Consider the following 13901-nt stretch of genomic DNA (forward strand, 5'->3'; position numbering starts at 1 on the left):
GAAACGCGACGGCCTAGGCCGTCGCTTCTACCAATTGCTTCTCAGGTTGCTTCCACGATTCGCTGGCGGTCTGGTCCATCGCTTCCTGGATCGCGCGTTTACGGGTGGCTTCGGCGCGACGGCTGAAGAACCAGACCATGAACGTTACGATCGAGACGGCGAGCAGAATCAGGCTGGCCACGGCGTTGATCTCAGGCTTCACGCCCAGACGCACCGCCGAGAACACTTCCATCGGCAGGGTCGTCGAACCCGGGCCGGAAACGAAGCTCGCCAGCACCAGGTCATCCAGCGACAAGGCAAACGACATCATGCCGCCAGCCGCCAGAGACGGCGCGATCATCGGAATGGTGATCAGGAAAAATACCTTGAACGGCTTCGCCCCCAGGTCCATGGCCGCTTCTTCGATGGACAGGTCCAGCTCACGAAGGCGGGCGGAGACCACCACCGCGACATAGGCGGCGCAGAACGTGGTGTGGGCAATCCAGATGGTGACGATGCCGCGTTCCTGCGGCCAGCCGATCAACTGCGCCATGGCCACGAACAGCAGCAACAGCGACAGGCCGGTGATCACTTCGGGCATCACCAACGGCGCGGTCACCAGGCCACCGAACAGCGTGCGGCCCTTGAATCGCGTCACGCGGGTCAGCACGAATGCCGCCAACGTGCCCAGCGCGACCGCGGCAATCGCGGTGTAGCAGGCGATTTCCAGCGAGCGCACCACCGAGCCCATCAGTTGGGTGTTGTCAGCCAGGCCGACATACCACTTGATCGACCAGCCGCCCCAGACCGTCACCAGTTTGGAGGCGTTGAAGGAGTAGATCACCAGAATCAACATCGGCAGGTAGATAAACGACAAGCCGAAAATCAGCATGAACTTTGAAAATCCGAAGCGTTTCATCCCCGTGCCTCCATCTCTTTGGCCTGACTGCGGTTGAACAGCAGAATCGGCACAATCAGGATCAACAGCATCACCACCGCCAGCGCAGACGCCACCGGCCAGTCGCGGTTGTTGAAGAACTCTTGCCACAGCACACGGCCGATCATCAGGGTTTCCGGGCCGCCCAGCAGTTCCGGAATCACGAACTCACCGACCACCGGAATGAACACCAGCATGCAGCCGGCGATGATCCCGTTCTTGGCCAGCGGCACGGTGATTTTCCAGAAGTTGTTGAAGTTGCTCGAACCCAGGTCCGAACCCGCTTCCAGCAAGCTCTGGTCGTGCTTGACCAGGTTGGCGTACAGCGGCAACACCATGAACGGCAGGTAGGCGTAAACCACACCGATGTACACCGCGGTGTTGGTGTTGAGGATCTCGATCGGGTGGTCGGTCAGCCCGGTCCACATCAAAAACGCGTTGAGCAAACCGTTGTTGCTGAGAATGCCCATCCACGCATAAACGCGGATCAGGATCGCGGTCCAAGTCGGCATCATGATCAACAACAGCAAGACGTTTTGCGCTTCCTTGCTCGCTTTGGTGATCGCGTAGGCCATCGGGAAACCGATCACCAGGCACATCAGCGTGCTGAAAAACGCCACCTTCAACGAACCGAGGTAGGCCGAGATGTACAGCTCATCGTCGGTCAGCAACGCGTAGTTGCCGATGTTCAATAGCAGCTGGAATTTCTGCTCGGCGTAGGTGTAGATCTCAGAGTAGGGAGGAATGGCCAGGGCCGCTTCCGAGAAGCTGATCTTCATCACCAGGAAGAACGGCAACAGGAAAAACAGGCACAGCCACAGGAATGGAACCCCGATGACGAGCTTTCGACCACTCGGCATCAGCCGCATGAACTGCTGATTGAGTGTTTTCATGAGCGCAGTACCACGCCGCTGTCGTCTTCCCACCACACGTAGACCTTGTCGTCCCAGGTCGGACGGGCGCCACGGCGTTCGGCGTTGGCCATGAACGACTGCACGATCTTGCCGCCAGGCAATTCCACGTAAAACACCGAGTGACCGCCGAGGTAGGCGATGTCATGCACTTTGCCCTGGGACCAGTTGTAGCGAGTCTCCGGCTTGATCGTGCTGACCAGCATTTTTTCCGGGCGGATGGCGTAGGTGATCGACTTGTCCTGCACCGAGGTGCTGACGCCGTGACCGACGTAGATCTTCTGTTCCAGGTCCGGACTGTGAATGATCGCGTGACCTTCCAGGTCTTCCACCACGGTGCCGTCGAAGGCGTTCACGTTGCCGATGAATTCGCAGACCATGCGGCTGACCGGTGCTTCATAAATGTCGACCGGGCTGCCGATCTGGGCGATCCAGCCCAAGTGCATGATCGCGATGCGTTGGGCCATGGTCATGGCCTCTTCCTGATCGTGGGTCACCATCACGCAGGTCACGCCGACGCGTTCGATGATCTCGACCAGTTCCAGTTGCATCTGCGAGCGCAGTTTTTTATCCAGTGCGCCCATCGGTTCGTCGAGCAGCAACAGTTTCGGACGCTTGGCCAGGGAGCGGGCGAGGGCGACACGCTGACGCTGACCGCCGGACAACTGATGGGGTTTGCGTTTGGCGTATTGGGTCATGTGCACCAGGCGCAGCATCTCTTCGACGCGAGCGTCGATTTCGCTGGCTGGCAAACGGTCCTGCTTGAGGCCGAAGGCAATGTTCTGCGCAACCGTCATGTGCGGGAACAAGGCGTACGACTGGAACATCATGTTGATCGGCCGCTCGTACGGCGGCATGTCAGTGATGTCCACGCCATCGAGGAAAATCCGTCCATCGGTTGGGCGCTCGAAGCCTGCGAGCATGCGCAGCAGGGTCGATTTGCCGGAACCGGAACCGCCGAGCAGGGCGAAGATCTCGCCTTGATGAATCTCAAGCGAGACATCGTCTACTGCGCAGGTTTCGTCGAACTTCTTGGTGACGCGGTCGACTTTCAGCAACACCTTTTTCGATGTCTGCTGACCTTCAAGAGCCTTCCTGTAAGTGCTGGAGGCGTTTGCCATGTGAAACTCCCAACAGGTTTCAGTCGTCGGGCCAACGCGGCCTGACTTAATAGTTGATTGCAAGCCTTGGGGCATGCGGTGCCAGTCAGAGCGCTGATCTTCCGTGGGAGCGGGCTTGCCCGCGATGGCGTTGTGTCAGTCGATATCATCGTTGGCTGACACACCGCTTTCGCGGGCAAGCCCGCTCCCACAGGGGGATTCACGCTTGCTTCACTGGCATCGCCCGCCTTGGGCTAATTCGGCGCCGCCGTCCTGGCTGCCTGGTAGTACTTGTTGTTATCGCAGTGTGTTGTTGTCGCGAGTGTCGGGCGCGCAAAGGCGCGCCCGCCTGACTCACGGGGGCAGTAAATTGATTAATCGTGGTTGGCGTCAGCGTGATTTACGCAACGCGGCCCGTCGCCGGCACGCATCGCCGAACGCCTGGAAAATACTCAAATAAGGAGGATTGGAAAGCACCTGCCATTCCGGGTGCCATTGCACGCCGACGGCAAAGGTGGGGCTGTGTTCCACCGAAATCGCTTCGATCAAACCGTCCGGCGCAATCGCTTCGGCACGCAGGCCGGGGGCGAGTCGGTCGATGCCCTGGCTGTGAATCGAATTGACCATGAACTCGGCAGGCAACTCCAGCGCCTCGAACACGCCGCCCGGCTGCACCGTCACCGCATGGGCCGGGGCGTATTGCACCGCCAGCTCCGGACTGCCCGCTTCCCGGTGATCGAGCATCCCGGGCAGTTCATGCACCTTCTGGTGCAGGCTGCCGCCGAACGCCACGTTCATTTCCTGGAAGCCGCGGCAGATGCCCAGCACCGGCACGCCAGCCGCAATGGCCGCACGTAATAAAGGAAGGGTCGTGGCGTCCCGCGCCGGATCGTGATCCGTGCCGGGAGCGCTGGCCGGGCCTTGATAGTGGAAAGGTTCCACATTCGAAGGCGAGCCGGTCAGCAACAGGCCGTCAAGGTGCGCCAGCACATCCTCGATTTCAGTCTGTTCGCCCAGGGAAGGAATGATGACGGGCAGCCCCAGAGCCGCGACGCTGACAGCACGCAAGTACTTGTCGCCGCTGATGTGGTAGGGGTGCAGGCCAATCTGTTTGACGCACGCTGTAACGCCGATCAATGGCTTGAATGCCATTTTTATCACCTCGAAGTTTCACACTTGAACGAGCTTTTCCGGAGCTTAGCCTTGTTGATTTTAATTAACAACTCTCATGTAAAAAATTCTAAACGCCGTACGTCCGATCCTCAGGCTTTACGCGGTGTGCAAGACCAATGTGGCACTCTCGTGCCCATAAAAGGCCCGAAAATAAAGGTTGAAAGGCCAAGTGTTCGCTATTGACTTCACTTTGCCGTTCGGGTTGACTGGGCTCGCAACAAGGTAGTGAACATAATAATTAACAGCTAATAGGTGCATCATGTCGGTCCCTCTGCGTGCCGTTCAACTCAACGAAGCAAACGCATTCCTTAAGAAATATCCTGAGGTTTTGTACGTCGACCTTCTGATTGCGGATATGAACGGTGTGGTGCGCGGCAAGCGCATCGAGCGCACCAGTCTTCATAAGGTTTACGAAAAAGGCATCAACCTCCCGGCGTCACTGTTTGCTCTGGACATCAACGGTTCTACGGTGGAAAGCACCGGCCTGGGTCTGGACATCGGCGACTCTGACCGAATCTGCTTCCCCATCCCCGGTACCCTGAGCATTGAGCCGTGGCAGAAGCGCCCAACCGCTCAGTTGCTGATGACCATGCACGAACTCGAAGGCCAGCCGTTCTTTGCCGACCCGCGAGAAGTGTTGGCCAATATCGTGCGCAAGTTCGATGACCTGGGCCTGACCATCTGCGCAGCCTTCGAACTCGAGTTCTATCTGATCGACCAGGACAACGTGAACGGTCGTCCGCAATCGCCACGTTCGCCGGTATCGGGCAAGCGTCCGGTGTCGACTCAGGTGTATCTGATCGACGACCTCGACGAATACGTCGATTGCCTGCAAGACATCCTCGAAGGCGCGAAAGAGCAGGGCATTCCTGCCGACGCCATCGTCAAGGAAAGCGCCCCGGCGCAATTCGAAGTGAACCTGCATCACGTCAACGACCCGATCAAGGCCTGCGATTACGCGGTGTTGCTCAAGCGTCTGGTGAAGAACATCGCCTACGACCACGAGATGGACACCACGTTTATGGCCAAGCCTTACCCTGGTCAGGCGGGCAACGGTTTGCACGTGCACATTTCGATTCTCGACAAAGAAGGCAACAACATCTTTGCCAGCGAGGATCCCGAGCAGAACGCCGCGCTGCGACACGCGATCGGCGGTGTGCTCGAGACCCTGCCGGCGCAGATGGCGTTCCTGTGCCCGAACGTCAACTCGTACCGTCGTTTCGGCGCACAGTTCTACGTGCCGAACTCGCCAAGCTGGGGCATTGATAACCGTACCGTAGCGGTGCGTGTGCCGACCGGTTCGGCCGATTCGGTGCGCATTGAGCATCGTGTAGCCGGCGCCGACGCCAACCCGTATCTGCTGATGGCCTCGGTCCTTGCCGGTATTCACCACGGCCTGACCAACCAGATCGAACCGGGCGCCCCGGTCGAAGGCAACAGCTACGAGCAGAACGAACAGAGCCTGCCGAACAACCTGCGCGATGCGTTGCGCGAGCTGGACGACAGCGAAGTCATGGCGCGCTACATCGACCCGCTGTACATCGACGTGTTCGTGGCGTGCAAGGAAAGCGAGCTGGCTGAGTTCGAGAACTCCATCTCCGACCTTGAGTACAACTGGTACCTGCACACCGTTTGATGGGCCAAAACCCGGGTGAGGGCGTGTACACAAAACCTGTGTGCACCGCTAAACCCTGTGGGAGCGGGCTTGCCCGCGATGGCGTCATCACAGTCTCTATTGATGTCGCCTGACCCACCGCTATCGCGGGCAAGCCCGCTCCCACAGGGAACTGCGGTGTACTGATGTCCAACAAATACCTATTCCCCTGCGTCGAGTCACAACCATGACAAACACTCGCAGCGATTGGGAGCAACGCTTCCAGTCCCTCAACATCGAAGGCCGCGCATTCATCGACGGTCAATATTGCCCGGCACTCAGCGGCGACAGCTTTGAATGCATGAGCCCGGTCGACGGTCGCTTCCTGGCCAACGTTGCCAGCACCGACGAAGCCGACGCCAATGCCGCTGTCGCCGTTGCACGCCGCACCTTCGAGTCCGGCATCTGGGCCAATCTCGCCCCGGCCGAGCGCAAGCGCATCCTGATTCGTTTCGCCGACCTGATCCTGGCCAACCAGGAAGAACTCGCCCTGCTCGAAACCCTCGACATGGGCAAACCGATCAACGACTCGATGAACATCGACATCCCGGCGACCGCCAACGCGATCCGCTGGAGCGCCGAAGCCATCGACAAGATCTACGACGAAGTCGCCGCCACCCCGCACGACCAACTCGGCCTCATCACCCGCGAACCTGCGGGCGTCGTCGCCGCCATCGTGCCGTGGAACTTCCCGTTGATCATGGCCAGCTGGAAGTTCGCCCCGGCCTTGGCTGCGGGCAACTCATTCATCCTCAAGCCGTCGGAAAAGTCGCCACTGACTGCGATCCGCATCGCCCAACTGGCGCTGGATGCCGGCATCCCCAAAGGCGTGTTCAACGTCCTGCCAGGTTACGGTCACACCGTCGGCAAGGCGCTGGCGTTGCACATGGACGTCGACGTGCTGGCCTTCACCGGTTCCACCGCGATTGCCAAGCAACTGCTGATCTACGCCGGGCAAAGCAACATGAAACGCGTTTGGCTCGAAGCAGGGGGGAAGAGTCCAAACGTGGTGTTCGCCGACGCGCCGGATTTGCGCGCGGCAGCACAAGCGGCGGCCGGCGCCATCGCCTTCAACCAGGGCGAAGTCTGCACCGCCGGTTCGCGCTTGCTGGTCGAGCGTTCGATTCGCGAGCAGTTCATTCCGCTGCTGGTGGAAGCCTTGCAAGCGTGGAAACCGGGGCATGCGCTGGACCCGGAAACCACCGTCGGCGCCGTCGTCGATCAACGTCAACTGGACAACGTCTTGCGCTACATCCAGGTCGGTAAAGACCAGGGCGCGCAACTGATCGCGGGCGGCAGCCGCACCCTCGAAAGCACCGGTGGCCTGTACGTGGAACCTGCGATTTTCGACGGCGTGACCAACGCCATGACCATCGCCCGGGAAGAAATCTTCGGCCCGGTGCTGTCGCTGATCACCTTCGACACCGCTGAAGAAGCGCTGGCGATTGCCAACGACAGCATCTTCGGCCTGGCCGCCGGCGTCTGGACCAGCAACCTGAGCAAGGCCCACACCTTCGCTCGCGGCTTGCGCGCCGGCAGCGTCTGGGTCAACCAGTACGACGGCGGCGACATGACCGCGCCGTTCGGTGGCTACAAGCAGTCGGGTAACGGTCGGGACAAATCGCTGCATGCGTTCGACAAATACACCGAACTCAAAGCGACCTGGATCAAGCTCTAATACCTATAAAAAAAGCGACGGTCGCCGGCACGCTGCCGGTGGCCATCGGAGAAACGTATGAAACACACCACACATGTAAACAGCTACTACGCCGCCACCCGTAACTTCACCGGCGAATTCCCGGTGCTTGAAGAGCTGGTGGAATGCGACGTCTGCGTGATCGGCGCCGGCTACACCGGCTTGTCCTCGGCCCTGTTCCTGGCGGAAGCGGGCTACAGCGTGACCGTCCTCGAAGCCGCCAAAGTCGGCTTCGGCGCCAGTGGTCGCAACGGCGGCCAACTGGTCAACTCCTACAGCCGTGACGTCGATGTGATCGAAGAGCGCTACGGCGACAAGACCGCCGAAGTCCTCGGCAGCATGATCTTCGAAGGCGCCGACATCATCCGTCAGCGCATACAGCACTACGACATCCAGTGCGACTACAAGCCGGGCGGCATCTTCGCCGCGATGAACAAGAAGCAACTCAAAGGCCTGGCCGAGCAGAAGAAGAGCTGGGAGCGCTACGGCAACAAGAACCTGAAAATGCTCGACACCGCCGACATCAAGCGTGAAGTCAGTTCCGACGCCTACGTCGGCGGCCTGCTCGACATGCAGGGCGGCCACATCCACCCGCTGAACCTGGCCCTCGGCGAAGCCTCGGCCATCATCGGCCTGGGCGGCAAGATCTACGAACAATCGGCGGCGGTGGAAATCACCTACGGCGAACCGATCACCGTGCGCACCGCCAAAGGCGTGGTCCGCGCCAAATACCTGCTGATCGCCGGTAATGCCTACCTGCCGCAGGGCCTCGACAATCGCGTAACCAGCAAAAGCATGCCGTGCGGTTCGCAAATCGTCGTCACCGAACCGTTGTCCGAAAAGGTTGCGCGCAGCCTGATCAAAAACAACTACTGCGTCGAAGACTGCAACTACCTGCTCGACTACTATCGCCTCACCGCCGACAACCGCCTGCTGTACGGCGGCGGCGTGGTCTACGGCGCGCGGGAACCGGACGACATCGAACAACTGATCCGCCCGAAAATCCTCAAGACCTTCCCGCAACTGAAGGACGTGAAGATCGACTACCGCTGGACCGGCAACTTCCTGCTGACCATGTCGCGCATGCCGCAATTCGGCCGCATCGAGAAAAACGCCTACTACATGCAAGGCTACAGCGGCCACGGCGTCACCTGCTCGCACCTGGCCGGCAAACTGATCTCGGAAATGATCCGCGGCGACGCTGAACGCTTCGATGCTTTCGCATCGTTGCCGCACATGCCAATGCTCGGCGGCCGCACCTTCCAGGCCCCGCTCACCGCCATGGGCGCCGCGTACTACGCGCTGCGCGATCGCTTCGGTATCTAACCCAACGCAGAAACCTGTGGGAGCGGGCTTGCCCGCGATAAGGCCCGATCAGTCGCCATCAATGTCGCCTGACACACCGCCATCGCGGGCAAGCCCGCTCCCACAAGTGGGATCCAGTCGATCACAGATCTTGCGGTCGCCACCAGAACCCTGTGGGAGCGGGCTTGCCCGCGATGAGGCCCGACCAGCCACCATCAACCCCACCCAAACACCCTGATTTCAGGCCCAAACAACCTTTTCACCCACCCATTCATCGAACCTGCTGAGCAACACCACCAAACGTGATTTAATACCCGCCTTTCACATTTCCGGGACAGGGAAGCGGTACTTTCGCGGCCAAAAGTCGCCCGCCATCCACCCCCATAACCCTTAAGTATTCTTCGCATAAGGCTGTCATGGACACGGGCTCAAGACTCAAATTAGTACGCGAAAGCTACAAACTGTCCCAGCGCGAGCTGGCCCGGCGTAGCGGCGTCACCAATGCCACCATCTCCCTGATCGAACAGAATCGCGTCAGTCCCTCCGTCAGCTCCCTGAAAAAACTGCTCGAAGGCATTCCCATGTCTTTGGCGGACTTCTTCACCTTCGACCAACCGCCCCGCGAGCACCAATACGTATTCCGCGCCAATGAACAGCCGGATCTTGGGCGTCATGGCCTGCGGTTGCTGCTGATTGGCGCTTCGGTGCCGAGTCGGCAGATGCGGCTGTTGCGCGAGCAGTACGCGCCTGGGGCGAGTTCGGGGGAAGAGCCGATAGTGCATTCGGAAGGGGAGGAGTGTGGGCTGGTTACGCGGGGGACGGTTGAGTTGACGGTTGATGGGCAGATTAGTGTGCTGAATGCTGGGGATGGGTATTACTTTCCGACGACGCTGCCGCACAAGTTTCGCAATATTGGCCAGGATGAAGCTGAAATCATCAGCGCAAACACGCCAGCCAACTTCTAACCTCCATACGGACGCAACCCTGTAGCAGCTGCCGAAGGCTGCGTCCGCATCCAAGACCCAAGCTGAATGGAAGCAGCTGTTTCAGCGTTTATCTAAAGTAAATGGACTTCACCTCATGACCCCACCCCGCATCCGCCCCCTCGCACTCTGCATCTTCCATCACGATGGCAAGATACTGGTTAACGAAGCGCACGACCCCATTACCGGAAAGCCATTCTTCCGCCCAATCGGTGGCGGAATCGAATTTGGCGAAACCAGTGCCCAAGCCGTAATACGTGAAGTCGATGAAGAACTCGGTTTGTCCGTCACCGATGTTCGCTTGCTCGGTACGCTTGAAAGCCTCTTTACGTACGCCGGCAAGCCAGGGCATGAAATTGTGCAGGTCTACGATGCGAAATTCGTGGATGCCAGCGTCTATGGACGGCCCCACTTGAGCGCTCAAGAAAGCGATGGAGCTGCCTTTATTGCTCGATGGCTACAGCTCGACAGTATTACTGGCGATACGCCGCTGGTTCCTGCCGGGTTGTACGAGCTACTAAAGAAGGTTGCACTGCTGGGCTGAGATTCGGTCATTAGAGATGAAAAAAGGGAGGCAGATCTATTTTAAATAAATAGATCTGCCTCCCTTTTTTCTAATATGAATGCTGGCTGCCAATAGGGCGGCGCTTGTAGCGACGATAGGGCACTCGTGCAGTACGCCCCGGACAAAACAGGCATCTGGATTCCAGGGCTGCTACCCAAATTATGGAGAGGTAAAGATGACTGGACAGGTCTTGAAGTCGAAATTGGTAAATTTTCTGGTCGCCGATGCTGAGGTGAATTACGCCAACGTGGACGATTTATATTACGTGGCTGAAGCTGGCGATGTTGACGCGTTGGGCGATGTGCTAGAGGCTTTCAAGGAGGCATACGGAGGACTTTGGGTTGGTGGAAAGATGGTGCTGACCCAAACAATGGTTCATCTGAGTGCCAATGCCATGAACCGCGTCGTTCAGGACGGTACGCTGGATATTGAACTCCCACTGGCATTGATCCGAAAGGTCACGATTGAAGGTGGGTTCATGACGAAGATCATTCGTCTTGATACCGGCGCTGGCAGCGTTAAGTTCAGGTGTTTTGGTGCGAAAGATGTCGCTGCGATGATAGAGAATTCAATTCTCTCGCGAGCTAGACAGGCCTGAACAAAACAAAAAAACGGCAACTCGGTGCGGGTTTTTCTACAGAGAAAAGGTGGCTGGAAAAGGTGGTAGAGCTGTTTAAATAAATAGATCTGTCACGAATGGCACTTACTTAACATGTTTTGCGTGCCCATTTTTCCTGACATCTGCCCTTGCTGACCGACGTGGTTTGGTCAGCAAGGGGTAGGCTTGAGGTCTTCGTTTTATGGCTCGCGGCTCGATACGACCAGGCCGGTTTCCAACGCGCCTTTGAGCGATCAGCGTCAATAAATTTGAAAGGCCATTCTCTTCTTCAGGGCTGCCATATTGTCGCAGCGCCAGCCATAGCTGAAGGCTGTGTTTGAAGCTCAGTTCGCGAGGTAAACAGTCAGCTAACAGAGCCGATTGTGCCATCAGCATTCGGATCATATTGTGAGCTAACAGATAGACCCATAACTCCTTTACTGCCATGCCTGGGGTTTTGCAGCTCAACTTTCCAAGTCCCAGCGTAGCTTTGAGATTTCGCAAATCCAGCTCGACATGCCATCGCCCCTTGTACAAAGATTTGAGGGCTGTTTTGGGTGTCTGCCTCGGGCAATGCAACGTGGTCACCAATGTCTTTCCGCCAGCCTTCAGCTCCCGCACTGTCAGTCTTTCAGGCGCCTGTTCGTAATGCGCCTGACTCATCCAGGGTGGCCTTCTTTCGGGCTTTTTCAACTCGATCAAATGATCTTCCGAACCGAGACTCTGCCCCAAGCGAAAGTCCGTACTGCGCCGTCGAGCGCCATATTGTTCGAACACGCCATCGATACCTCTTCGTTGCAACTCGCACAGAAGGAAGTAGGTTGCGTAGTAAGCATCGCCCAACAAAATGTCGCCTGTTTTCAACGTGTCGAGCATTGATCTGAGCAGCGTCTGTTCATCGCCGCCCTTGCCTCGGAAACGTCCAAGGGCGGCATCTAAAACGGCGCCACTGGAGAGGCAAACGATGCCGACCACTCGACACAGCGGAAAACCAACCCCCACATTCTGACTGCGTGACTGCGGATAGGCACCCTGATTGGCCGCTGTGTCGGGCATGCTGACCGTCGTGCCATCCACCAGCCGCACAGGCCGTCCCATCCAGCGCCACGACGAGGGTGCGTTGTCACTTATCGAAGCACCTGTGTGCCTGACCAGCGTGGAAACCATTTCCACAGGCAGGCGTTTTCTGGCTTTGCAGTAGGCGCCCGTGCGAGTGCTGTTGGGCTTCATGCCGCCACAAAACCGCTTGATGGACAAGTCGTTGACGGCGTTCTGGCAGGAACGGTCGGCACTCATCGCTTGAGCCAGAAACATGGACAGCGTTTCAGTCGGCGGAAACAGGCGCTCCCGATACTCCGGCAGTGCAGACTCGACGCGCTGTAACAGTTCGGGCGCAGTGAGCAGATTGAAAAACGCATAGGCATCGCAGTCCGAAGCGTGTCGATGAAAACGTTGCTGTTGATGCTGGAGAATTTGACGTCTACGATTCATTGGGGCTGTGTCCTTGGTTCGTCGGGGTGTGTTCGCAACTATCACCGTAGACCAAGACCAGCCCTTCTTCATTTTTTGCTTTCAGCTCAAGTGGTTAGCTACTAAGGAAGTGCCATTCAAATCTGTCCCCTTTTTTGGTCTTTCTCATTGCAGCCCTTCAATCAGGATTCATATCCGTTGTAGCGCTCAAATTGGAAGCTCCTAGGAAGTAAAACATTCCACCTGCAACAATGAAGAGCGCAAGCATGTAGAAGATGTAGTGGGGAGGCTGAGTCGCCAATACGATTCCGCAAAGCACCGGCCCCAGCGCCGCGCCGAGGTTGGACAGGTTTTGTGCTCCGTAATACATGCCGCGCAGGTTGTCCGGAGCGATTTTGTCGATGAACATGTACTCGGCGGGGAATACGATGATCTCGCCGACCGTAAAAATGGCTATGGAAATGACCCAGAGCAGGATAGAGGTCGACAGGGCAAAACCCGCCAACCCCATCATGAACATACTCAGTCCCGCGACCAGCCACAGATTCAGATGCCTGTGAGAGATCTTCCTGCCTATGGAGTATTGCAAACTGATCACCATCAGCGCATTGGTCGCCACAACTGTACTGATGATCTGGTAGGTGGATTCTGGTGTAGTAGTGACCACCAGATACTGGGAGAGATAAGCGGTGAACTGGCCAAAAACCACCGCACTGAGCAGCCCACCAAGGGTGAAACACACCAACCGATAATCCTGGAGTAACAGTTTTCCCACGGACAGAAACGGTACTGGTTTCTGAGCTGAATCGGTGGCGTTCAGGTCTCTATTGGCCCAAACGAAATAGATGAAGAAGAATCCTGCTCCAAGCCCGGCTGATAACAGGAATGGCAAGCTGATATCCAGTTTGGCCATGCCAGCGCCAAGAAACGGGCCGACGGCATACCCGATGTTGGTCAGCGTATATTTGATCGAGAAAACTTCGCTGCGATCAGTGACGGGAAGCAGGCTGCCAAATCCTGATTTAACCGCGATATCAATGACCGCATAAGCCAGGTTGATCAGTACCAGGCAGCTGTAGAACAGCCAAAGTTCGCGAGCCAGAAACGTCCCGAGAAACCCCAGCGTGAACACGCCACTGAAGGCCAGGATCAGCCGGTAACTGGACATCTTGTCGACCAGAAAACCACCGTAAAGACTCAATAACGACCCAATGATCAGTGTGCTGCCTATAACCAGGCCGATATCGGCGACGCTTAAGCTGAAACTGCCGGAAAGGTAAATGACCAGATAGGGCAGGGTGATTGCTCGCGCCAGGGTCAATATCAGGGACGCCGATAGCAGCAAATTTATTGTTGTCGGATAGTTTTTTAGCGTGGTCAGCATCCTTGCCTCATCGTTCAGCAGGTTGTTTTGATAGTGTTTGTCAGTCGCAAAGTGTTGATTGATGCGCGAATCAAGCTTACTGGGGAATTATGTTCTGATTTATGATGTTTTTTATCAGATCGACAGAACTCAATTCATGAATGCGG

The 13901-nt window shown here is 57.4% G+C and carries 12 protein-coding genes; 6 read left to right on the plus strand and 6 right to left on the minus strand.

Going from position 1 to position 13901, the window contains the following annotated elements; genetic code table 11:
- Positions 1–13 precede the first annotated feature (13 nt).
- From BLQ41_RS17930 to BLQ41_RS17945, 4 genes are all read right to left on the minus strand, one after another.
- Positions 14–898 carry an ABC transporter permease subunit gene (locus BLQ41_RS17930; protein WP_090182906.1) on the minus strand — a complete coding sequence of 295 codons (885 nt, stop codon included), beginning with the start codon at positions 896–898 and terminating at the stop codon, positions 14–16.
- Entirely contained in the window at positions 895–1776 is an 882-nt protein-coding gene (locus BLQ41_RS17935; RefSeq protein ID WP_167360543.1) for an ABC transporter permease subunit, read from the minus strand. Before BLQ41_RS17935 ends, BLQ41_RS17930 begins: the two co-directional genes overlap by 4 nt.
- Before the next feature lie 29 nt (positions 1777–1805).
- Complete coding sequence (gene potA / locus BLQ41_RS17940) at positions 1806–2948, minus strand: polyamine ABC transporter ATP-binding protein (protein ID WP_090182909.1); 1143 nt, start codon at positions 2946–2948, stop codon at positions 1806–1808.
- A 369-nt stretch (positions 2949–3317) separates the two neighbouring features.
- Positions 3318–4079, minus strand: coding sequence for a gamma-glutamyl-gamma-aminobutyrate hydrolase family protein (locus BLQ41_RS17945; protein ID WP_090182911.1), 762 nt, complete (start codon positions 4077–4079; stop codon positions 3318–3320).
- Between the two features lie 280 nt (positions 4080–4359).
- Between BLQ41_RS17945 and BLQ41_RS17950 the strand changes: the two genes are divergently transcribed.
- From BLQ41_RS17950 to BLQ41_RS17975, 6 genes are all read left to right on the plus strand, one after another.
- Positions 4360–5736 (plus strand): glutamine synthetase family protein, encoded by a 1377-nt coding sequence (locus BLQ41_RS17950; protein WP_090182912.1) that lies wholly within the window; start codon positions 4360–4362, stop codon positions 5734–5736.
- Positions 5737–5941: 205 nt separating this feature from the next.
- On the plus strand, positions 5942–7432 hold the full coding sequence (locus BLQ41_RS17955) for an aldehyde dehydrogenase (RefSeq protein WP_090182914.1): 1491 nt from the start codon (positions 5942–5944) through the stop codon (positions 7430–7432).
- A 57-nt stretch (positions 7433–7489) separates the two neighbouring features.
- Complete coding sequence (locus tag BLQ41_RS17960; RefSeq protein ID WP_090182916.1) at positions 7490–8776, plus strand: NAD(P)/FAD-dependent oxidoreductase; 1287 nt, start codon at positions 7490–7492, stop codon at positions 8774–8776.
- A 395-nt stretch (positions 8777–9171) separates the two neighbouring features.
- Positions 9172–9720 carry a cupin domain-containing protein gene (locus BLQ41_RS17965; RefSeq protein WP_007946335.1) on the plus strand — a complete coding sequence of 183 codons (549 nt, stop codon included), beginning with the start codon at positions 9172–9174 and terminating at the stop codon, positions 9718–9720.
- A 115-nt stretch (positions 9721–9835) separates the two neighbouring features.
- Positions 9836–10282, plus strand: coding sequence for an NUDIX hydrolase (locus tag BLQ41_RS17970; protein ID WP_090182918.1), 447 nt, complete (start codon positions 9836–9838; stop codon positions 10280–10282).
- A 196-nt stretch (positions 10283–10478) separates the two neighbouring features.
- Entirely contained in the window at positions 10479–10901 is a 423-nt protein-coding gene (locus tag BLQ41_RS17975) for a hypothetical protein (RefSeq protein ID WP_090182920.1), read from the plus strand.
- A 105-nt stretch (positions 10902–11006) separates the two neighbouring features.
- On the opposite strand, the gene BLQ41_RS17980 is transcribed toward BLQ41_RS17975, so the two are convergent.
- Together BLQ41_RS17980 and BLQ41_RS17985 are read right to left on the minus strand one after the other, a co-directional pair.
- On the minus strand, positions 11007–12392 hold the full coding sequence (locus BLQ41_RS17980) for an IS4 family transposase (protein ID WP_090182755.1): 1386 nt from the start codon (positions 12390–12392) through the stop codon (positions 11007–11009).
- A 157-nt stretch (positions 12393–12549) separates the two neighbouring features.
- Positions 12550–13755: an MFS transporter gene (locus BLQ41_RS17985; RefSeq protein ID WP_090182922.1), complete on the minus strand. Its 1206-nt coding sequence runs from the start codon at positions 13753–13755 to the stop codon at positions 12550–12552.
- Between the last annotated feature and the right edge of the window lie 146 nt (positions 13756–13901).

The sequence above is a fragment of the Pseudomonas arsenicoxydans genome (assembly GCF_900103875.1).
Taxonomy (GTDB): Bacteria; Pseudomonadota; Gammaproteobacteria; order Pseudomonadales; family Pseudomonadaceae; genus Aquipseudomonas; species Aquipseudomonas arsenicoxydans.

Bases quoted from the DNA above. Each gene is read 5' to 3' on its own strand.
- BLQ41_RS17930 (WP_090182906.1), bottom strand. From the start codon at position 898: ATGAAACGCTTCGGATTTTCAAAGTTCATGCTGATTTTCGGCTTGTCG.
- BLQ41_RS17935 (WP_167360543.1), bottom strand. From the start codon at position 1,776: ATGCCGAGTGGTCGAAAGCTCGTCATCGGGGTTCCATTCCTGTGGCTG.
- potA (WP_090182909.1), bottom strand. From the start codon at position 2,948: ATGGCAAACGCCTCCAGCACTTACAGGAAGGCTCTTGAAGGTCAGCAG.
- BLQ41_RS17945 (WP_090182911.1), bottom strand. From the start codon at position 4,079: ATGGCATTCAAGCCATTGATCGGCGTTACAGCGTGCGTCAAACAGATT.
- BLQ41_RS17950 (WP_090182912.1), top strand. From the start codon at position 4,360: ATGTCGGTCCCTCTGCGTGCCGTTCAACTCAACGAAGCAAACGCATTC.
- BLQ41_RS17955 (WP_090182914.1), top strand. From the start codon at position 5,942: ATGACAAACACTCGCAGCGATTGGGAGCAACGCTTCCAGTCCCTCAAC.
- BLQ41_RS17960 (WP_090182916.1), top strand. From the start codon at position 7,490: ATGAAACACACCACACATGTAAACAGCTACTACGCCGCCACCCGTAAC.
- BLQ41_RS17965 (WP_007946335.1), top strand. From the start codon at position 9,172: ATGGACACGGGCTCAAGACTCAAATTAGTACGCGAAAGCTACAAACTG.
- BLQ41_RS17970 (WP_090182918.1), top strand. From the start codon at position 9,836: ATGACCCCACCCCGCATCCGCCCCCTCGCACTCTGCATCTTCCATCAC.
- BLQ41_RS17975 (WP_090182920.1), top strand. From the start codon at position 10,479: ATGACTGGACAGGTCTTGAAGTCGAAATTGGTAAATTTTCTGGTCGCC.
- BLQ41_RS17980 (WP_090182755.1), bottom strand. From the start codon at position 12,392: ATGAATCGTAGACGTCAAATTCTCCAGCATCAACAGCAACGTTTTCAT.
- BLQ41_RS17985 (WP_090182922.1), bottom strand. From the start codon at position 13,755: ATGCTGACCACGCTAAAAAACTATCCGACAACAATAAATTTGCTGCTA.